At 57.9% G+C, this 20,639-nt stretch carries 15 protein-coding genes and 3 pseudogenes; 10 read left to right on the top strand and 8 right to left on the bottom strand.

Going from position 1 to position 20,639, the window contains the following annotated elements:
• Positions 1-18 precede the first annotated feature (18 nt).
• The 9 genes and pseudogenes from ACNAZA_RS17535 to ACNAZA_RS17495 all read left to right on the top strand — a co-directional run.
• Positions 19-1,115 (top strand): IS3 family transposase gene (locus ACNAZA_RS17535; RefSeq protein WP_415797816.1). Its coding sequence is split into 2 segments (ribosomal slippage): positions 19-274 and positions 274-1,115, totalling 1,098 coding nucleotides; the frame shifts between segments, so codons are not numbered across the junction.
• A gap of 218 nt (positions 1,116-1,333) precedes the next feature.
• Complete coding sequence (locus ACNAZA_RS17530) at positions 1,334-3,055, top strand: site-specific integrase (RefSeq protein WP_415797815.1); 1,722 nt, start codon at positions 1,334-1,336, stop codon at positions 3,053-3,055.
• Between the two features lie 4 nt (positions 3,056-3,059).
• Positions 3,060-5,123 carry a site-specific integrase gene (locus ACNAZA_RS17525; protein WP_415797814.1) on the top strand — a complete coding sequence of 688 codons (2,064 nt, stop codon included), beginning with the start codon at positions 3,060-3,062 and terminating at the stop codon, positions 5,121-5,123.
• Positions 5,095-5,544, top strand: a complete 450-nt coding sequence (locus tag ACNAZA_RS17520; protein WP_415797813.1) for a hypothetical protein — start codon at positions 5,095-5,097, stop codon at positions 5,542-5,544. The genes ACNAZA_RS17525 and ACNAZA_RS17520 overlap by 29 nt, the downstream gene beginning before the upstream one ends.
• A gap of 59 nt (positions 5,545-5,603) precedes the next feature.
• A pseudogene (locus ACNAZA_RS17515) lies at positions 5,604-5,924 on the top strand (transposase); the annotation flags it as partial.
• Between the two features lie 144 nt (positions 5,925-6,068).
• Complete coding sequence (locus tag ACNAZA_RS17510) at positions 6,069-7,232, top strand: pyridoxal phosphate-dependent aminotransferase (RefSeq protein WP_415797812.1); 1,164 nt, start codon at positions 6,069-6,071, stop codon at positions 7,230-7,232.
• Positions 7,233-7,375: 143 nt separating this feature from the next.
• A complete protein-coding gene (locus ACNAZA_RS17505; protein WP_415797811.1) occupies positions 7,376-7,798 on the top strand; it encodes a transposase in 423 nt (140 codons plus the stop codon).
• A pseudogene (locus ACNAZA_RS17500) lies at positions 7,795-8,340 on the top strand (transposase); the annotation flags it as partial. The gene ACNAZA_RS17505 and the pseudogene ACNAZA_RS17500, both read left to right, overlap by 4 nt.
• Before the next feature lie 828 nt (positions 8,341-9,168).
• Positions 9,169-9,615: pseudogene (locus tag ACNAZA_RS17495) on the top strand (aminotransferase class I/II-fold pyridoxal phosphate-dependent enzyme); the annotation flags it as partial.
• 146 nt (positions 9,616-9,761) lie between these two features.
• Here ACNAZA_RS17495 and ACNAZA_RS17490 read toward each other — a convergent pair.
• Positions 9,762-10,754 (bottom strand): tripartite tricarboxylate transporter substrate-binding protein, encoded by a 993-nt coding sequence (locus tag ACNAZA_RS17490; RefSeq protein ID WP_415797810.1) that lies wholly within the window; start codon positions 10,752-10,754, stop codon positions 9,762-9,764.
• A gap of 34 nt (positions 10,755-10,788) precedes the next feature.
• Positions 10,789-12,297, bottom strand: a complete 1,509-nt coding sequence (locus tag ACNAZA_RS17485) for a M81 family metallopeptidase (protein ID WP_415797809.1) — start codon at positions 12,295-12,297, stop codon at positions 10,789-10,791.
• A gap of 156 nt (positions 12,298-12,453) precedes the next feature.
• On the opposite strand from ACNAZA_RS17485, the gene ACNAZA_RS17480 reads away from it, so the two are divergent.
• Entirely contained in the window at positions 12,454-13,365 is a 912-nt protein-coding gene (locus ACNAZA_RS17480; RefSeq protein ID WP_415797808.1) for a LysR family transcriptional regulator, read from the top strand.
• 111 nt (positions 13,366-13,476) lie between these two features.
• Here the strand turns inward: ACNAZA_RS17480 and ACNAZA_RS17475 are convergent, their stop codons facing one another.
• From ACNAZA_RS17475 to ACNAZA_RS17450, 6 genes are all read right to left on the bottom strand, one after another.
• Positions 13,477-14,823 (bottom strand): efflux transporter outer membrane subunit, encoded by a 1,347-nt coding sequence (locus ACNAZA_RS17475; protein WP_415797807.1) that lies wholly within the window; start codon positions 14,821-14,823, stop codon positions 13,477-13,479.
• A gap of 44 nt (positions 14,824-14,867) precedes the next feature.
• Positions 14,868-16,940, bottom strand: a complete 2,073-nt coding sequence (locus ACNAZA_RS17470; RefSeq protein WP_415797806.1) for a MacB family efflux pump subunit — start codon at positions 16,938-16,940, stop codon at positions 14,868-14,870.
• Entirely contained in the window at positions 16,934-18,115 is a 1,182-nt protein-coding gene (locus tag ACNAZA_RS17465; RefSeq protein WP_415797805.1) for an efflux RND transporter periplasmic adaptor subunit, read from the bottom strand. The genes ACNAZA_RS17470 and ACNAZA_RS17465 overlap by 7 nt, the downstream gene beginning before the upstream one ends.
• Before the next feature lie 137 nt (positions 18,116-18,252).
• On the bottom strand, positions 18,253-18,606 hold the full coding sequence (locus tag ACNAZA_RS17460) for a DUF3325 domain-containing protein (protein WP_415797804.1): 354 nt from the start codon (positions 18,604-18,606) through the stop codon (positions 18,253-18,255).
• The gene (locus ACNAZA_RS17455) at positions 18,603-20,345 is read right to left on the bottom strand and encodes a PepSY-associated TM helix domain-containing protein (RefSeq protein ID WP_415797803.1); all 1,743 of its coding nucleotides are present in this window, start codon (positions 20,343-20,345) and stop codon (positions 18,603-18,605) included. The genes ACNAZA_RS17460 and ACNAZA_RS17455 overlap by 4 nt, the downstream gene beginning before the upstream one ends.
• A gap of 3 nt (positions 20,346-20,348) precedes the next feature.
• Positions 20,349-20,639 (bottom strand): hypothetical protein, encoded by a 291-nt coding sequence (locus tag ACNAZA_RS17450; protein ID WP_415797802.1) that lies wholly within the window; start codon positions 20,637-20,639, stop codon positions 20,349-20,351.

The following is a 20,639-nucleotide window of genomic DNA, read 5'->3' as shown; positions in this document are numbered from 1 at the left end:
CCCCACGGAGGTCTCTGCATGAAGAAATCCAGATTCAGTGAAGCGCAAATCGTCGGCATCCTCAAAGAGGTCGAGCTCGGCGCCAAAGTCGGTGACACCTGCCGCAAACATGGCATCAGCGATGCCACGTACTACAAGTGGAAGAGCCAGTATTCAGGGATGTCCGTGCCCCATCTGGCCCAGATGCGGCAGTTGCAGGAAGAGAACGCCAGGCTCAAGCGCATGTATGCCGATTTGGCGCTCGTGCACCATGCACTGAAGGATGTTGTCGAGCGAAAGCTCTGACCCCGGAGCGTCGGCAGTCCGTCGTGCATGCGCTCATGAGCGAGCATTGCCTGAGCCAGCGCAGAGCTTGCCAAGCTGCGGGCCTGGCTCGCTCAACGCGGCGATATGCACGGGTGGTCTGTGACGACTCCGGGGTAATCGACTTCATCCAAGGATACGTGGCATTGAATCCTCGCCACGGGTTTTGGCTGCTTTACGCCAGCGCCTGCTATCAAGAACAGCCCTGGGGCAAGACTGTGCTCTGGCGCGTGTATTGCCAGCTCAAACTGAACCTGCCCAAGCGAGGCAAGAAGCGTTTGCCGCAGCGCATCAAGCAGCCCTTGGAAGCTGCTACCCAGCCAAACCAGGGCTGGAGCTGCGACTTCATGTCCGATGCCCTGTGGTCAGGACGGCGCTTCAGAACATTCAATGTCATTGACGAATTCAACCGGGAATGCCTGCGTATCGAGATTGACACCAGCTTGCCCGCCGCTCGGGTTGTACGTGCCTTGGAGGAACTCGCTGAGGTCCGTGGGACGCCGCAGTCCATTCGCCTGGACAATGGACCAGAGTTCATCGCCCAGGCTTTAAAGCAATGGGCACAGCGCAAAGGCGTAGAGCTGCGCCACATTCAGCCGGGTAAGCCGACGCAGAATGCTTACGCAGAACGTTTCAACAGAACCTATCGCACGGAGGTGCTCGACTGCTATGTCTTTGAATCGCTGCAGGAAGTGCGCTCGATGACCGAGGACTGGCTGCATCGCTATAACCACCATCGTCCACATGAATCGCTGGGCCGGATTCCGCCGGTCGCGTATCGTGTCAAACGTTTCCCCAACCTCTACTTTTAAGTGGCGCAGGAAAGCGAGGATGCTTCAGATGTGGCGCTACAACCATGAGCGCCCAAACATGGCATTGGGCGGCATCCCCCTAAACAGCGGCTGGCCATGGCCGCATAGCTTTACTTCTCAGTGCGGGGTCTATGGGGGATTAACATTTCTTCATGGTACAGATTCTCCTGTGAGAGTCTCTACTTCTCAGCGCGCTGGAATTGCGGAAAGATTACCGGATGAGTGACATCGAAATACCACCACTGACGTTCACAGGTGTTCCGTACGGTGACAAAGAGACGCCCTGGACTTTGTTTCCGCTACTGTACAAAGGTGGGGCGGCGATAAGAGCTAACTTGGTAGGCGCAATAATCACTGCAGGAGAGTTGGGACCAGCGCACCTAGAGCGCCTCCCTCTGCTTGTAGGATTACATGGCGTCATTCAAGGAAATATAACTGGAGGGGCCAGTAAGTTTTCAGAACAAGTCGTCCTTAACACGATTAAACAATTCTTCCGATGGATGGAGGAGCGTGAAATGTCTTTCAGACTTCAGGATATAGAAACTACTTATCTTGTCTGGACTGACTATCTATTTCATCGTGTAAGAACGGTTAGGAACCTCTCAGAGCACAGTGCATATGTGACCGCTTCCAGGTTGGGCCGCTATTTGGACCAGATTCTTGAGCGACGCAAACCAATCTTGCTTCAATCGAGTTTAAGAAGTCCACCTAATCCAAAGAGTGCGATCGGGACAGGGGCCGACAAGCAGAATCTTGAACATGCATTCTCTTTTGGCGCCGCTCTGTTGGATATCTGCAGGGGTTTGGATCTGAATGCGCTTTGGGGGCCTTTGCCTGTTCGAATTCACTTGCGCACTGGGCAAACTCTCCTTGAGTATTCCATGCCCGGTCGGCGGGAATGGCCCCACCCACTCGAGGCGGATTCAGCCAGCCGGAAGTCCCAAGAAAGAGTTAAGGCCGCTCACCATGCCAAGCATGAGGCAGATCGGACACTTAAAACCCGATACTTGATAGTCAATCTTCGTATTGAAGCTGAATTGCTGGTCTTCATCGCGCAGACTGGAATGAATTTGTCCCAAGCTCACCAGCTACGGATGGATCAATACAGCTACACCAGCTCCACCGATGGATACCAAGTGCGAAGCTACAAGCAGCGGCGAAATGGACCGGTGTTGTTTGAAATTTTTTCTCACTACAGGGAGATGTTTGAACACTACCTCCAATGGCGCAACGCGGTCTTCCCAAATGACCGTGATGGCCTATTGTTTCCGCTGATCCGGCGCTCGCGTCATGTCTCCACACCACCCACATTTAACAAGATACAAGCTGCTTGTGAGAAGTTGAATTTGCGATTCATCGCACCTCAAGCGCTGCGCAAGACGCGCGTAAATTGGCTGCTCCGGCGCTCGCGTGATGCCGATCTGACGGCCGAACTGGACCAGCACACCAAAGAAACGCTGTTGCAGGTCTACGCGGAACCTAGTCTCCAGGTGGCGATGACTGAAGTGACTCGTTTTTGGCATAGCCACGACCCCGCCATCGCGCCTCCATCACCTGGCATTTGCGTCGGAGCGGGGCCTAAACCGCTCGCGGACATTCCACGTGAAGCAACGACACCAGATTGCATCACCCCTGCCGGATGCCTGTGGTGTGAGCATCAGAGAGACATCGACAGTTTCGATCACGTATGGAGTCTGTGCAGCTTCCGCTATCTGAAGACCCAAGAGCATGCGACAGTTCGTCCGAAGGTAAGGCTCAATGGAGTTGTCCCACCACATCCAGCGGGGTTAGCAATCGACCGTATCACTGAAAAACTGCGCTTTTTTAAGAATTCAAGCGAGGTCAGATTGCAGTGGGTCGAGGAAGGGCTGACACGAATTGAGGAAGGATTTTTTCACCCAGATTGGGCGAACCGAATTGAAACCTACACAGGAGCGTAGCTTCATGCAACTAGAAAACTTGAGCTTAAAAATCGTTTCGCCCGTGGTTTCGCCATCAGCGGCCAATTTCCGTCCGCCCAATTGGCCGCCTCCGCCCGATTGGGCACCTGTGCTTGACTCGCAAGGGCACCCTGTCTGCTATTACAAAGACTCTATTTGGCCTTTGCGCAGCTGGAGCGGTCAAAGCGGCCGAGCGAAACAGCTCAATTTTGGCGATGGCGGAAAGTCTAAAACTGCGCCCATCGCACGAGATAACGCTGACTTATTGCGCCTGTTAATGACTTGGCGAATTTGGGGACCCCGCGGAGCAAGAACCATTGGAAGCATTAAGAATGCCTATGACCCCCTTCGTTCCATCATGGTGTTGTGTTCCCAGGAAGGGATATGCGCTAGCGAACTAATGCGTTTTCCTACTGTTGTGGATCAGATTGCGGCACGTATTCCTTCCTCCAAATACTCCTACGTCATAGGTCTGCTGCACGATCTTTATGACGCCAGAGACTCTTTGGGCTTCGTTCTGCTTGATCGTGAAGGCATCTCCCGCTTGGTTGCGGCGACGCCGATACACTCGAAAGAGCAAACCCCCTATATTCCGCCACGTATCTGGGCCTATCAAGTGACTCGACTGCGATCATTTCTTGATGATTTCTTAGAGCATAGGCAGCAGATCGAGGAGTGCTTTGGCTTCGCATGGGAAGCCTACGCACATAACTTTGGTTCCCATTCTTCCGCCTTTACAAAGAAGGGCAAGACAACCGTGCTTCCTTTTCAAGACCCAGAAGTTACGAGAGTCAATGGAATCCGAAAGGGCCTCGTAATTCATGGTCCTTTCGCATTTACAGAAGCCAGATTCGGCCTTGGCGAATTGTTCGACCGTTGGCTTGGAAAGGACGATGGTCGGCGAACTCTGGGCATCGTTCGCCTTACCCAATTTCTTTCATTAGCATCGCTAGTCGGACTGAAATACCTCTTAAATTTTTCTCTAATGCGAGTCAATGAGGCCTGGAACCTACGTGCCGATTGCCTGTTAGTCGAAAAAGATGAAAAGCTTGGTGACGTCTACATGCTCCGCGGCGAGACTACCAAGACGGATCCCGATTCAGATGCTCGTTGGCCAGTAAGCTCCAGCACCTCGGTTGCGGTCAGTGTCATGTCAGTCATTGCACGTTTACGCATGCTCTGCGCACGCCACAACCCATTACTTGATCTATCAGAAGAAGAAATCACGAATCCCTTTTTGTTAGGACCCGCACATGAGCCCTGGTCAAACGACGGAGGAAGAGGCAAGGCCCGAAAGCAAATTCGTCAAAGCTACCAATCCTACGCCGTGTATTTGGGAAAATTCCCTCATCTATTTGATCGAGAAGTACTCAAGATAACCGAGCAGGATTTGCAGACTGCCCGCTTGATCGAGCCAAGCCTGAACGAATCGGAGTTCGCGGTGGGCCTGGTTTGGCCGCTAGCATTTCACCAATTGCGGCGAACAAGTGCCGTCAATATGCTCTCCTCTGGGATGGTATCCGAGTCTTCTCTACAGCATCAGCTCAAGCACCTGTCACGGGCAATGACTTTGTACTACGGTCACAACTATGCCCGCTTGAGTTTGGATCCTGAAACTCGAGGTGTCTACCTGCGCACAATGTACGAGGCGCTGGCCAGAGAGCTGGCTAACATCGTTTCACCTCGCTTTGTGTCCCCTCACGGGGAATCAAGAAAACTGCAAATCGTCGCCCTCATAAGTGAATCGGACAGCAAGAAGCTGGAATCTGCTGGTCGAAAGGGAGAGATTTCTGCACGTCAGATCCGTCTTGGGTTTTGTATGAAACGGAGTGCGTGTACATACGGCGGCATAGAATCCATTGCTCACTGCGGCGGTGGAGATACCGGGACGCCTTGTATGGATGTTCTTTACGACAAAGAGCAAGAGAAGAAGATCTTGCAATATGAACAGGATTTGAATAATCGGCTGCAGACTACTCCTGCAAACTCGCCACGCCACAACTCCTTGCAAGCGGAGAAGAGGTCGACGGAAAACTACTATGACGTCATCCACCAACCAGAGCGCTGAGGATCGATTTCGAGAGGCATTCGCCCGCTTGAAGTCCGGACTGCCGCGCACACTATCAGCCGGTGCATTGGTCAGCCAGAACAACGTCGCAAAAGAGGCGGGCTGCGACCCGTCTGCATTGCGAAAGTCTCGATACCCAGAACTGATCAACGAGATTCAGGCCTACGTTGACGCTCATAAGGATGAGCACCCTCCTTCGAATCGCCAAGAGGTGTTAAAAAAGCGGAGAAATAACAGATCTATTCGTCAGGCAAAGATCTCCAGTGATCTGCAGAGGGATCAATTGGCCAGTCAGCTGCTATGCGCCAATGCGCAAATTGTTGAACTCACTCGCAAACTAGCTGATGCAACTGCGAAGCTTGAGACCTTCATGCCGACCGCTCAACGCTTGTCACTGCCTAGCAGACTGGACTGCCCCTAGGCAGGTAGACATCCCTGGCCTATCTTTGGACTGCCCCTAGGCAAGTAGACATTGCCGGCTGGGGAACACCTTCCATCTTCAACACCGACCAGGGCAGCCAATTTACGAGCGACACCTTCACGGCAGAACTCAAGCGCCACGGCATTCGCATCTCTATGGATAGCAAAGGCGCTTGGCGTGACAACCTCTTCGCGGAGCGCCTATGGCGGTATGAAGAAATCTACCTCAAAGCCTATGACAGCGTGCGTGCCGCACGCTGCGGGATTGCCCAATACTTGGAGTTCTACAATTCACAGCGACCCCATCAGGCTCATAACCAAGCCACCCCTGATGAGGCGTACTTTGCAGCATTGCCATTTACACAATTGCAGGCGGCATAGCCCCGAGGATCTCGCCTAGCAACCAGACTTAGTTGTTCAAACGACCGGGTCCATCTCTGTTGCCCAAGCGTTGGTGACTTTTTCGGCCTAAAGATGAGATTGCCCGCTCAAGTAAACTTAGTAGGGTTTAGATTGCATATAGCTATGAGTTTCATTCCAAAGACACCGAAAATTGAGTCGAACCTGCCCAACGTTGGCACAACCATCTTCACTGTCATGTCGGCCCTTGCTGCCGAGAACGGCGCCGTCAACCTGGGCCAAGGCTTCCCAGATTTCGAAGGCGACTCACGCCTGGTGGATACCGTTGCCGACGCAATGAAACGTGGACTAAACCAGTATCCGCCCATGACAGGTGTGCCTGCGTTGCGCGAGGCGATTGCGATGAAGATCGACGCACTCTATGGACATCGCTACGACTCTAACAGCGAGATCACCATTACTGCGGGCGCTACGCAAGCCATACTTACCGCAATACTGGCCACCGTGCATCCAGGCGACGAGGTTATCGTGCTTGAGCCCTGCTACGACAGTTACGTGCCCAATATTGAACTAGCCGGCGGAGTGGTGGTGCGTGTACCGCTCACGCCCGGTAGCTTCCGCCCAGACTTCAACAAGATTGCCACAGCCATTACACCCAACACGCGGGCGATCATAGTTAACTCGCCGCACAATCCAAGCGGAATAGTCTGGACGCGCACGGAAATGCTTCAGCTGCAGGAGTTGCTGGACCCGACGGACATCGTCGTCATCAGCGACGAGGTGTATGAGCACATAGTCTACGACGGCAAGTCGCACAAATCCGCAGCGTGCTTTGCAGGTCTGGCCGCACGCAGTTTCATTGTCAGCAGCTTCGGAAAAACGTACCACGTTACAGGTTGGAAGATTGGATATGTCGCGGCCCCAGCGTCGTTGACTGCTGAGTTCCGAAAAGTACACCAATTCAACGTTTTTTCTGTAAATACGCCAGTGCAGCACGGCCTGGCTGCCTATATGGTTGACCCCAAACCCTATTTGGATTTGCCCGCTTTTTACCAACGAAAGCGTGACTTGTTCCGCGCGGGACTAGCTAAAACGAGACTGCGGGCACTGCCAAGTGAGGGGACGTACTTCCAATGCGTGGATATTTCCGAAGTTAGCGACCTTAGCGAGGCGGACTTCTGCAAATGGCTTACGAGCGAAATAGGAGTCGCTGCTATTCCAGTCTCGGCTTTTTACGGCAGCGGATTTGATCAGCGCGTGATCCGATTCTGCTTCGCCAAGCGAGACGAAACACTTGCCAGCGCGCTTTCGAGGCTGGCAAAGTTGTAATCGGGGTGAGTCGGCTCTATGGGACCTGCACCGCCGGCCGCATTTTGTATGAAAAGAAGTGGCTCCGGTTTTTTGAACAAGTAGCTAAGCGAGATCTCTTCCCGTAAAAATGGCCTGACAGCAGGCCGAAGCTGGAGAGATCTATGAGCATCAAATCGAGACGCAAGCACGGCGCCGTTTTCAAAGCCAAGGTTGCCCTAGAGGCGGTGCGCGGAGAGCGCACTGTTGCTGAGCTGGCTCAGCAGTATGAAGTCCATCCTAGCCAGACAGCGGACTGGAAACGGCTGCTGTTGGAGCGAGCTGCAGACGTGTTTGGCCCAGCGCCGGAACCTACAGCACCTGTGATAGACCTCAAAGAGCTACAGGCCAAGATTAGACAACTGACTTTGGAGAAGGATTTTTTTGCACGGTGCGCTGAGCAAAGCGGGATTGCTCAGCGGCGGTCGATGATTGACCCCAGCCATGACCTGTCGCTCACCCGCCAGGCGCAGTTGATGCGCATCAGCCGAGGCTCTGTGTATTACCGCCGCAAACCGCCATACCATGCCCAAGTGCAGTTGATCTGATCGCCGTCACCGACGGTCTGAAGGGCATGCCCGAGGCGCTGGCGGCGGTGTTTCCGGCGACCACGCTGCAAACCTGCATCGTCCACCTGATCCACCTGATCCGCAACAGCCTCGATTACGCGGGCTGGAAGGATCGCACGGTACTGGCCGCCGCCATCAAACCAATCTATACAGCTTTCAGTGCCGAGGCAGCCCAGGTCGAGCTCAATGCCTTTGCCGACGGCCCCTGGGGCCAAAGATTCCCCACGGTCAGCGTGGCATGGCGCAATGCCTGGGATCGCGTGATTCCATTCTTCGCCTTCCCGCCCGTCGTGCGCAAGGTGATCTACACGACCAACTCCATCGAGAACATCAACTCGCAACTGCGCAAGATCATCAAGACCCGGGGCCATTTCCCCACCGAAGAAGCCGCTGCAAAATTGATCTGGCTTGCTTTGCGAAACATCACAGCTAAATGGAGCCGCTCAGCCCACGATTGGAAGCAAGCCAGGAATCAATTCGCTATCCTTTACGCTGAGCGATTCAGCCGACCTTCCGTGTAATTCTCAACCCGCCCTAAACACGGAATTTCTGACACCCCCATTGCAGCTTTCGGATGATCACTTCTTTATCCTGCAAGACTGCTTTGGGTCGCGGTCTGCCTCTGGAGGCGACCAGAAGACGTCACCCAGACCTCTCTCCCAGTTGAAGCGCAACTCAAATCTGGGAGGACATCGCACCCAGCAAAGATGGCAGTGATTTAATCAACAAGGCCAAATTAATGTGTTGCTGGTCATGACCAGTATTTTTCCTTTTTCTGGACACCAACCTCCGACATCGGCGGTCAAGTGGATCGGAATGCGCAGTATTGCTTCCAGCTGATAGTGCGATAACGAGGTTTGGGCTGCGGGGCTGACTCATCACACGAGGCTACCTGACCCTAGCCGGCGATTTGTGCAACAGCGCCTAGTCAATGTTGATCTGGCCGACGCTGAGCGCAACCATTGATCCCATGTACAGCACTGTATCGCGGAACAGCGATGCTTCCAGTTTCGGGAAATGTACCGCAAACAGGTAAAAGCCTGCTATCTGGCTGATAGATGGTTCTCTGACATCACGAACCAAGGCCGCTTCTTTCTGGCAAGCGGGTCGCCCCTGCTCCGATCGCTGCGGATCAAGTCCGAGAACACCAGTGCGAAAGACTTGATGTCAGACCGACTAGCAACCTTCGACGGAATAGACAGTCTCAAAACGAACCGAGAGATCAGCCATGGACAAAATCTTCAGATGCACCTGGAAAATCCACAAACCCTATGGACATTGAAAGCACTGTTAATCTAACCCGATTGCCTAGGAAGATGCAAAATGTCAATAGATCTAAAACTCACCGGTACTCCAACACGGGCTGGAAAGTGGGTACCGTGGCAGCGCCCGCCGCTCTCACTGCCGAATTCCGCAAGGTGCACCAGTTCAACGTGTTCACCGTGAACACCCCCATGCAGGCTGGCTTGGCCAGCTATATGCAAGACACGGCCCCTTATCTCAATCTCTCGGCCTTCTACCAAGCAAAGCGTGACCTGTTCACCAGCGGCCTGCAGGGATCGCGCCTGAAGCTTTTGCCCACGGCGGGCACGTATTTTCTGTGCGCCGATATCTCGTCGGTATCCGACCTGAACGAAGCCGACTTCTGCCAATGGCTGGTCAAGGAAGTGGGCGTCGCCGCCATTCCGTTGTCGGCCTTTTATGGTGATGGTTTCGATCAGCGTGTAGTGCGCTTTTGCTTTGCCAAAAAGGACGAAACCCTGATCGAAGCGGCAGCACGCTTACGCAAGCTGTAAACCGGCAGTGAAAGGCAAGACGCCCGGGCAGTTCTGCTCTGGCAAACGTCACGCAGTCAGGACCTTGCCTTGATGCCTGCCTGAATCGGGCGGGTGAATTTCACACCGCACCCGACCAAGGCAGGCCAGCGCATATGGCCTAGCCTTCAGTCGTTGGCAACAAAGCCCGAGGCCTCGACTATGGGTTTCCACTGCGCGCGCTGCGTCTGAATGGTCTTGCTTGCCTCGGCGCCAGGCAAGCCGGTGATCTCCATGCCGGCCACGGCCATCTTCGCGCGCAGGGCAGGATCCTTGACCGCCTCGATAAGGGCTTTCTCCAGACGGCTGACGGTTGCTGCAGGCGTGCCGGCCGGCACGAAGGCCGAGTACCAGCCCGATGCCATGTCGAATCCGGGGATGCCGACTTCCTTGAGCGTGGGAACGTCAGGGAGCAAGGTGGAGCGCTTGGTGCCGGTCACGCCCAGGAAACGCAGCTTGCCGGACTTTTGCAGCCCTACCTGGCTGGCAATGGCATCAATGCCTATAGGCAACGAGCCACCCATCACATCGGTAACCATCATTGACGCGCCGCGGTAGGCTGTCGGCGTCAGGGGCAGATTCAAGGACTTGCTCATCGCAAGAGTACCAAAATGGATGGCGCCGCCCATCGAAGCCATGCCAAACCCGGCAGTTTCCGGATGCTTACGCACCCAGCTGACATATTCGGGCATGGTCTTGAACGGCTGGTTGACGCTGGTGGATGCGACCAACGGTACGTCCGCAAGATGGGCCACGGGGATGAAGTCCTTGTCCGGATCGTAGCCGGGGCGCGCATAGGTCATGGGAAACAAGACAAAAGGCGGCGCTGGCGAGATCAGAATTGTCTTTCCATCCGGCGGCGCCCGCTTGACTGCCTCAACGGCCAGGCGGGTGGATGCGCCCGTTTTGTTCTCCACCAGAACGACGCCACCCAGCGAGACGCGCAGCTTGTCCGCGATCGAACGCGCGAGCACATCAAGCGCGCCGCCCGGCGCAAAACCGATGACGATTCGCGTGGGGGTGTTGTCGGTGTCGCTGGCAGCAGCGACACCCGGGCCTACTGCCGCACAAGTGACGGCCAACATGGCAGTCACTTTGCGCAAGGAGAAAAAACGTTCCATGGATTTGCCTCGTTTGGTTTTTATGAAGGGAGTGTCAGGACGCTGCGCATTCCAGCTGGGTATCCAGCTCCAGCGGGTAGATGGGTCGGCGCAGGTTCTCGAAGGGAAACAGCTTGTAGTCAGAGCTGCACACGCCCGGGCCTGCCACCAGCACGATGTGTTGGGCAATGGGACCGAAGCCGGCGCGAAAGTGCTGGCGTGACTTGATCAGAATGTATTTCTTGCGTGCCGGATCGATCCCGGCGTGGGTGAACACCCCCGTGTCGAAAGGCTCCTGTGGCTTCTCACAGACCATGACCAGGATGCCGCCCATATCCAGAACTGCAGTCCGCCCCAGGCTGAGATGCACGCCGGTGAACATAGGCCCGGTAACCTGGTAGTTGCCGTCGGTGATGCATTTCACGCGCCCTGTCAGCTTCAAAGGTTGCCCCTTGAGCTTCATGGCAGGCATGTCCGTCTTGCCGCCCACCTCCAGGCTGATGGTCTGGCCTACGCCTGCCGCTATCATTTGCGCTACAGCGCCTGGGTCGCAGAAAGGGCCGGCCACCACATCATCAAGTCCCTGGCGCATCACTTCCGCCAGCACGGCCATCTGGTCCGTGGATCCACCTGCGCCGCAGTTGTCGCCATGGTCCACCAGAACAATCGGCCCACCCTCAAGCATCTTCGCGCTTGCCACTGACTCCGCCATCGGCTCGATGGGATAGACAAAATCAGCGCGCCGCTCCCAGGCCATCTGCGTCAAATCATTCAGCAGCTGCTGTGCAGCTTGCTGCCGTCCGGCATCGGCTACCAGCAGCACGGTCAGACCGACATGGGGAATGTCCGAAAGTGGAAAACCGCCAAACACGGAAGCATTGAGCACCTCGCCATCACGCTCTGCGGCCAGGACACGATCCATGATGTCCTTCATGGGCTGCTCCCTGGGCGACTGGCGCAGCATGTGGGTGAGCATGGGCAGCGTGCGGCTGAGGATGACCGGTTGCACCTCGCCTCGCAGCTTGGCCATCAGTGTGCGTGCGGCACGCACGCCGGTTTCGTAGACATCTACGTGCGGATAGGTGCAATAGCCGGCAATAGCCGTTGCGTTGCTCACCAGGGCATCGCTGAAATTGGCATGAAAATCCAGCGCCACTGCAATCGGCATCTCGGGCGCCACAGCCCGTATGCGTCTGAGCAGCTCGCCTTCGGCGTCCGGAAAGCCCTCGGCCACCATTGCGCCATGCAGATCGAGCATGACGGCATCGCATCCCTCGCGCACAGCAGACACGATGCGCTCGCTCATGAATTCAAAGGCCTCGGCCGTCACGATTCCGCTGGGCACGGCATTGCCCAACAGCGGCATGACGAACTCGTCACCCTGCCTGCGCACTATGTCGATAAAGGCGGCAGCAGCATTGTTGGTGCCTTCGCAGGAGCGGATGGCATTTTCACCAACCGCAGGTCCATTCGTATCCGAGCCACGATTGAAGGCCGTGAGCGGCGTGGCAATGGGGGAGAAAGTATTGGTTTCATGCCGCATCAGGGCAATGACAAAGCGCATGTTTATTTCCTTGGCTCGCATGATTTCGCTCGCGTTCAGGAAAATATAGTCCAGGCACTCATTAGCCAAAAGCGAATTAATATTGATATGTATTGAGCATTTGGTTAACTATCTGGGAATTTCATGCAATCTGCCGTCCACCCCGTCCAATCGCTTTTGGCACGCCTGAAGCTGCGTCATTTGCACGTTATTCAGGCACTGGGAGAACTGCGCACCGCAGCCAGGGTGGCAGAACATTTCCATGTGAGCCCGGCAGCTGTGTCAAAGACGCTTGCGGAAGTGGAAGAGGTTGTGGGCATGCCCCTGTTCGAACGTGGGCACCGGGGAATGCGGCCGACCGAAATAGGCAGGGAAATGCTGGACGGCGCCAGCATCGTCATCAGGCAACTCGGTCGCATGGCGGAGTCACTGCACGCCATGAAGGAAGGTACGCAAGGCCAGCTCAGCCTGGCTTTTCGCACAACCTCGGTGCACGCCCATGTTGCGCAAGCTATTTGCGCATTCCGCGAGAGCCATCCGAATGTGGACATCACCATCGTGGAAGGCGGAATCCTCGAGCTGATTGATCAGCTCGATGAAGGTGTGCTCGATCTGGTATTTGCCTATGATGATCCACGCTTTGAACAGAAGTCATTGCGGCGCGCGCCCATGATTGCCGAGCAAGCGCTGCTCGTGGTAGCCAGCGTGAATCACCCCCTGCTCGAGAAAAAGCGACTTACGGCCAAGGAGTTGGCCGAGTACCCCTGGTGTTTGCCCGTTCAGGGAGGGCGCATGCTCTATCACCTGCAAGCTGCGTTCCGAGCCTTGGGAGAGGCTCCGCCGACAAAAGGCGTGCGGGTCAGCGATGTGTCCATGACAACCAGACTGATGCAGACGGCCGATTTTCTGGCCGTCTATCCGCAGCACATCGCGACCCAGCTGGAGCAGGAGGGGCTGGTGCGCGTGCTGCCCTTCAAATTGGACAGAAAGGTCGAGCAGGTTGTTGCCGTATGGAATGGCGCCCTGGTGTCGCGCTCCGCCGCGAAAGCCTTTCGCAACTACATTCTGGACGGGCAAGCAGCTGTCTAGCTTCTGTCCAGTTCCGCCTGAAAAAAAGCAGGCAAGCGTTATTGCGCAACAAGCTGGACCTACTCATCGGACAAATCTGGAGAGCACCTCCCCAAATCAAGGTACTTCCGCTCAAACGCTTCGGCCCCAACCACCGCCAAGGGCCTTGTACAGGGCCACGCTTTTTTGCAAGCGTTCCTGATGCAGTTGCACGGCCATGTCCTGGGCTTGATACAAAGACCGTTGTACATCAAGCAGCGTCAGCAGCGACTCGGCTCCCGCACGGTAGCGGGCTTCAGCCAAGGTCAGCGCCTTGTGGGCTTGCTCCAGCTCTTCGACCTGCGCCCGCACCCGCGTCTGCGTCCAGGCCACGCCGTTCAGAGCCGTCTGCACCTCCGCAAACGCTTGAACAATGCTCTGCCTATAGGCAATCAGCAATTCTTCGCGTCTGGCAGCAGTCAGATCTCGACCTGCTGCCAGACGGCCTGCGTCAAAGATGGGGGCGACCAGGCCCGCGCTCAGAGAATACAAAGGGTTGTCAAACACTTTGCGCAGCCTGTCGCTCTCCGAACCCAGATCCAGCTGCAGGGTCAGGCGCGGCAACATCGCTGCCCTGGCCACCTGCAGATTGGCATCGGCAGCCGCCAGCCGAGCTTCCGCTCTGGCGATGTCAGGTCTGCGGGTCACCATCTCCAGCGGCTGGCCCTGATCAATCGCGGGCACCTGCACCGCCGTCAGGCTGGTCTGAGCTAGCGGCAGGTTCTCCGCCTGGCCCAGCCACAAGGCCAGCGTTGTTTGTGCATCGGCCTCTTGCTGCTGCATCGATGCCAGAGCCCGTTGCTGCACCGCCACCAGACCGCGCTGCTGGGCCAGCTCCAGGGGAGTGGCCGCACCCCAGCGGGCCCGGGACTCCACCAGTTGCAGCAGGCGCTGTGCGGTTGCGAGGTTCGCTTGCGCAATGCCAATGCGCTCGCGCAAGGCAACCACCTGCAGCCAGGCATCGGCCACCCCGGCGGTGACGGTCAGTTGCACCGTATCCCGGTCAAACACACTGGCATGAAAGCCGGACTGGGCTGCGTCGCGAAAGGCACGGTTACGCCCCCAGAAGTCCACCTCATAACTGGCAGACAGCAAAGCGCCCATGCGATCAGACGTCGTATGCTGGGCACCGTCCAGGCGCCTGTAGCCTGCAGCATTGAGGCTGCCTGTAAGTTCGGGGAACAAGCCGGCCCTTGCCTGGCGTGCGCCGGCTGCGGCCTGGTTCACTCTGGCGACGGCAGCCGCCACATCCCAGCTTTGCTGCCTGGCCATGTCAATCAGGCCCGACAGCTCTGGACTGCCAAAACTTTGCCACCAATGCTCGCTTACCTTGTTGGCGCTGACATCTGATTCCAGCTGCCACCGGGCAGGCAACTTCACCGCTGCGACTTCCTGTGGAATTTCCTGCCGCACCGCTGGCGCGCTACATGCAGCCAGCATAAGAACCCCTGCTGCTGCTGCAGCTGTCTTGATCATCGCCATCCTCATTCTCCTGCCAGTGCCCGCACGGGGTCCAGGCGCGCTGCCGTCTTGGCAGGCATGTAACCAAACACCAGCCCCGTGATCACGGCGCAGGCAAACGCGCCCAGCATGGCTTTCACGGAAAAGACCATGGGCACGTCGGCCAGGATCAGCACCACACCAATCACCAGACCGGCAAGCAGCCCTGCGGTTCCCCCCACCAGAGTCACCAAACTGGCCTCCGTCAGAAACTGGCGCAGGATATCGCGCTGGCGTGCGCCCACAGCCATGCGAATTCCTATCTCGCGCGTGCGCTCCTTGACGGTCATCAGCATCACATTCATCACGCCTATACCGCCCACCACCAGAGAAACGGCGGCGATCAGGCCCAGCATTATGGTCATGCTCTTGCGAGTGGCGACTTCCGCCTGAATGCGCGCTGCAGCATTGCCGATACCGAAATCTTCCCGGCCTCCATGCCGGGCCAGCAGCAGCTGGTGCATCGCCGTCTCGGCCTCATTCACCTGGGCCGAAGACATGGCTTCCACCACCACATAGTCGGGCTGGGTCTGGCTTTGGTAAACACGCGCCCTCCCCGCTCGGTAGGGGATGAACACCATATCGTCGTAATCCTGCGCCCCGGACTCTGCACCGCGCTCGCTCATGACGCCAATCACTTCAAAGGCAGAATTACCGATGATGAGCTGCAGGCCCAAGGGCTTGGGCGTATCGGGGAAAAAATGCCGCCAGGCTTTGTGCCCTAGTACCACCAGGGGCGCCAGGTCATGATCTTCAGCATCTGTGTAAAAACGACCCTGGGCCACACTCCAGTGGTGCACGGCCGGCATCTCATGGCTGGCCGCAAACACATAAATCTGCTTGTCGGCACTACCATAGCGCACCGTCACGGGGTCCCCTATCACCGGCAGAACCCGGCGGATTTCCGGCAACTCGCGCACCGCTTGCAAATCCTCTGCGCTCAACTCTCCCGCTGGGCCACCAGTAGCTGGGGGCTTGCTTCCTATGTAGAGAATCGACGTTCCCATGGTGCCCATGCGCTCCAAGACCTGGCGGCGAGCACCTTCGCCAATGGCCAGCATCACGATCACCGAGGCCACGCCAATCACAATGCCCAGCAAGGTCAGGCTGGTGCGCGCACGGTTGCTGCGCATTCCGCGCCAGGCACTGCGGCAGGCTTCCTGCATATCGGCCCACCAACTCCGGGCGTTCGCAATCGAAGCCAGAGGCGGAGTAGAACCGGCAACAGGCAAAGGCAAGACCGGCTGGAGTTCGGCTTGCGCGGCTGGCTGCCGCTCTGCGCCTTGAGGCTGGGCTGCACTATCGCTCACAATGCTGCCGTCACGGATTTCAATCACCCGCCGCGCCTGTGCGGCCACCGCCCTGTCGTGGGTAATCAGGATGATGGTGTGCCCGGCATCAGCCAGTTCGCTGAGCAAAGCCATGACTTGTGCTCCGCTATGCGAATCCAGCGCACCTGTGGGCTCATCGGCCAGGATGATGCGGCCGCCGTTCATCAACGCGCGGGCGATGGAGACACGCTGCTGCTGCCCACCCGAGAGCTGATGGGGCCGGTTGTCCATGCGCTCGCCAAGACCCAGCCGCTCCAGCAATTTCTGTGCGCGCTGTGCACGCTCGACCTGGGATAGGCCTGCATAGATGGCCGGCATTTCCACGTTCTCGCGCGCCGTCTCACTGGCGATCAGGTGATAGCCCTGGAACACAAAGCCAAAAGCCTCACGGCGCAACCAGGCCAGCGCATCGGCATCAAGCCCAGCCACATCCTGGCCTTGAAAACAATAGGTTCCGCTGCTGGGTCTATCCAGACAGCCCAGAATATTCATCAGCGTGGACTTGCCCGAGCCCGAGCTACCCACCACGGCCACAAACTCTCCAGCCCGAATCTCAAGGTTCACTCCACGCAAGACCGTGACTTCGGGCTGACCGCTCTCGGCGCCGCCATAGTGCTTGCAAATGCCGCGCAAGCCAATCAGGGGTGGGCCGCTCTCAGACTCTGTACTTACCACTTGTGCGACTTTGGGCTCATCGGCTACCGGCTCTGCAAGAACACTCACCATTGCAGCCACCGCAGTCCGCCTTCGCTGGTGGCTTCAGCCGTCACCACCTTGTCACCTTCAAGCAGACCTTCAAGCACCTGCACCTGATGGCGGCTTCGCACGCCGGTGCGCACGTTTTTCAACTGCGGTTTGCCGTCGGCACCCAGCACGCGCACGGCATGGCCATCTTGTTGCGCCGTCGCTTGCAATGCCATCAGCGGTATCGTCAATGCCTGCTTGGCATGTGCAGTGACGAAAACGACTTGGGCCGTCATCTGCGGCATCAACTCGGCATCGAGATTGTCCACATCAAACAGCACCGTATACGCCACTGCCTTGGTGACGGGCGCAGGTACGGTAGCCGATCCACCTGCGGCCGCTGCGTTGGCCGAAGGTGCGGGCAAGACCTGACGCACCTGACTGTTCCAGCGGCGTGGCTTGTCCTGGCCCGCACTTCCCAGCGTGGTGAAGTAGACCGCCATGCCATCCTTGACGCGGCGCACATCGGCCTCGGAGACATCGGTCCATACCGTCATCGCGCTCAGGTCGGCAATTCTCAAGATGTTGGGCGTCTGATAGGTGGCATTCAAGGTCTGACCTTCGCGCGCATCCAGTGACACCACCGTCCCCGCCATAGGCGCATAAATGCGGGTGTAGCCCAGCCTAGCCTCATCGGCCTTCAAGCTCGCCTGGGTCTGGTCTATTTGCGCCTTGAGATGGTCGATTCGTGCGGCAGCACCTGCCAGTTGAGCTTCTGCGGACTGCACATCTTCTTCCCGTGTAGCTGCCTCGCGGGCCATCTGCTGCTGGCGATTCCATTGCTGCCGCGCCAGGCGATGCTGGGCCTGCTGCTCGGCCAACTGGGCACGCAGCCCAGCAAGCGAAGCGCGGCCTGCATCCACCGTGGCGCGCTGCACGCTGGGATCGATCTCCACCAGCAAAGCACCTTTTTCCACCTGGGCACCCGGCGCCACCAGCAGCCGCGTGATCTGCCCCGAAACCTGCGCCCCCACATCCACATAGCGCCGGGGTTGCAATATACCTATGGCCGTGACCGTGGCCTCTACATCGGCGCGTGTCACCACGGCGCTCTGGTACTCGGTGCGGGGACGACTGGCCCACCACAAAGCACTGCCAAGCCCACCAACCACCATCAGGGCAAGCACGCCCCAGCGTTTAACTCCACCAAGCTGCATCAACGTAGCGCTTTCCAGAAAATAACAAAACCGCAGCTTGGCAACGCGCGCTGCGGCCCAAGCTGCACACGGAGTGCCCTCGGCGTATACAGACGAATCTGTTCACCGCTGAAGACCTCGGAGCGGCTGTTTGACATTCAAAACATCAAGGACCAGAGACAGCTACCTATGCCCAACACAGCAGCCGCCATGGCGGCACGAGCCAACCAGCGGGCAGACACTGCCAGCCACCCGGCCGTCAGCAAGGCGCCCAGGCTCCAGAAGCCCAGAACCACCACCGTACTGACGGACGCACTCCAACCCGACACGGCTGGCACCCAGGCTCCCACCAAAAGCAGCACACCTGCACAGCGCCACAGCCGACGCTGTAGGGCAGGAACCTCATCCACCGCCGTCCACTGCGCGTAATGGCGATCCATGGCAAAAGCCAGCGCCGTCATGCCGGCAAACGACAGCGCCCAGGCTTGCAGAGATGCAGACAACATGCTCATACAGCCTCCTCTTCTTGCACGGCATTCCTGGGCCTGTGCGCAGGGGATGGGGAAACGTCGGCAGGTGCATACGGCGGCGCACTGGATTGAGGCTTTTGCTGGCGCCTGCTCTTCACCACCGGAGCGCGCAGCAAGCCGCGCAACACCCCGGTCGCGGCAAGGCCTACGGCACACACAAACAACTCCAAACCTGCGCTTTCCCAATCGCCAGCCAGGAAATACGAGCCCAGATGCTCACCCGTGCTCCAGAAACTCAGCAGTGGCAACAGCAGGCACAGCAGCGAGAGCACGACCATTTGCTCCTTCCAGGCTGCAGCGGGCGTGCGCATCAGGGCATGGGCCAAAGCCAGCAGCCACAGCGCAAAGAACACGCCCAGTTCCCAATCGTCCCGGTGCGGCAAGCCCAGCGGCACCAGTCGGTTGGCCCATAAATAGCCAACACAGGCGATGGCCAGCCCGGCGATGGCTGCCACATTGAGTCCTTCAACCAAGCGGTAGACCCCGGCTGTTGCATTGCCAAACTCGCCCAGATGCTTGGCACGGCGCTTGACCACGAACAAGATGGCCCCCGTAGCCATCATGGCGCTGCCCGCCAGACCGCAGATGAAGTACACCCACTTGAGGGCCAGACCTCCGAAGCTTGCCATGTGCAAGCTGCCCATCACCGATTGCGTCAGTGAAGCGGCTCCACCATCCACCCTGCCCGGTTGGCGCAGCTGCAGCAGCTCACCGGTGGCGGCGGAAAACATGGCCAAGCCGCTGGTAGGACTCAGGCGCTGGCGCAGCTCGTCAGCATCGTTCCATCCATACACGCCGATGCGGGCCGACGCATCTCCCGGGTAATCGATCACCACCGCTCGAACAGGCTGGCCCATCAATGTCTGGCCACGCAAAACAAAGGGTTCCAAATCAGGCACAGCCATGGCCTGCCCTGAGCGCTGCGGTTTGCCGGGCTCGTTGAGCGCCGTCTGAAAGGCCTTCGTACCTTCGCTGCTCGCGCCAAAATAGGTGGCAATGCCGGCCGGCATAAAGGTCGGGCCGGAGATCGCAATTCCCGTGTAGGCAATCATGAGCTGGAACGGCAGCGTCAACACGGCCACGGCATTGTGGGCATCAAGCCAGCTGCGCTGGCCCTTGTGCGAACGGAAAGTGAAGAAGTCCTTGAAAATCCGCCTGTGAGTGATCACCCCGCTGACCAGGGCTACCAGCATGGCCAGGGCTGCAATTCCCACGATCCACAAGCCGATCTGACCGGCATGGAGTTCATAGTGGAAATCCACAAAGTGATGCCCGCCCTGGGTCTGGCGCAGCGGCGCCTGGGCAGCCCCTTCCAACGACTCGCCGGTCAGCGGGTCCAGTTGCACCGCCGCGTACTGGCCTTTGGCATCAAACCAGTACACGCGCAGCTCCCCGCCCCCTTTAGCGTCGGCGGGCCACAGCTCCCACATGCCAGCGCCCGGGTGCTGCCGCTCCATATAGGCCGTCGCCCAGCCCAAGCGCTGGCCCAGAGATGCACCGGGCTCGGCGGCCTCATGGCTCAACGCCGCAGCAGCCTCCTCGGCATGGTGCTCGGGGGTCATCCAATGGGTAATCGGCTCTTCAAAGACCGCCAGAGTACCGGTCAGAAACACGGCATACAACAGCCAGGAAAACCACAGGCCGCACCAGGTGTGCAGCCAGGCTTGGGCCTGACGAAAGCCGCCCTGCCCAGCACCAAAAGCGTTTTTTTTCTGCGTCACGGGTCAGCCTCTCAAGGAGGTCAGCAACGCAGCAACACCCAGTAGCAGCACCGTCACCCCGCTCAGCACAGCCCATACCCGGCGGGGCGCCACCGGCGAGAAAGCCCAGATCACAGCGGCCACATACCACAGCCAACTCGTTTGCACGCCACCAAGAACGGTCTCCACGCGAGCAGTGCCTAGAGCCCCGCACATCACCACCCAGGCGCTGGCGAGCGCATAGCCCCCCAACACCGCGGCAGCGAGGCGCGAGATCAGAGCCAAGCCCGAATGCTTTTCAGCAGATTGATCCAT

The sequence above is a fragment of the Comamonas aquatilis genome (assembly GCF_965139575.1).
In the GTDB taxonomy this organism is placed as follows: domain Bacteria; phylum Pseudomonadota; class Gammaproteobacteria; order Burkholderiales; family Burkholderiaceae_C; genus Comamonas; species Comamonas aquatilis.
Note: the sequence above shows the minus strand (reverse complement) of the source record. Positions and strands in the feature narration are given on the sequence as shown.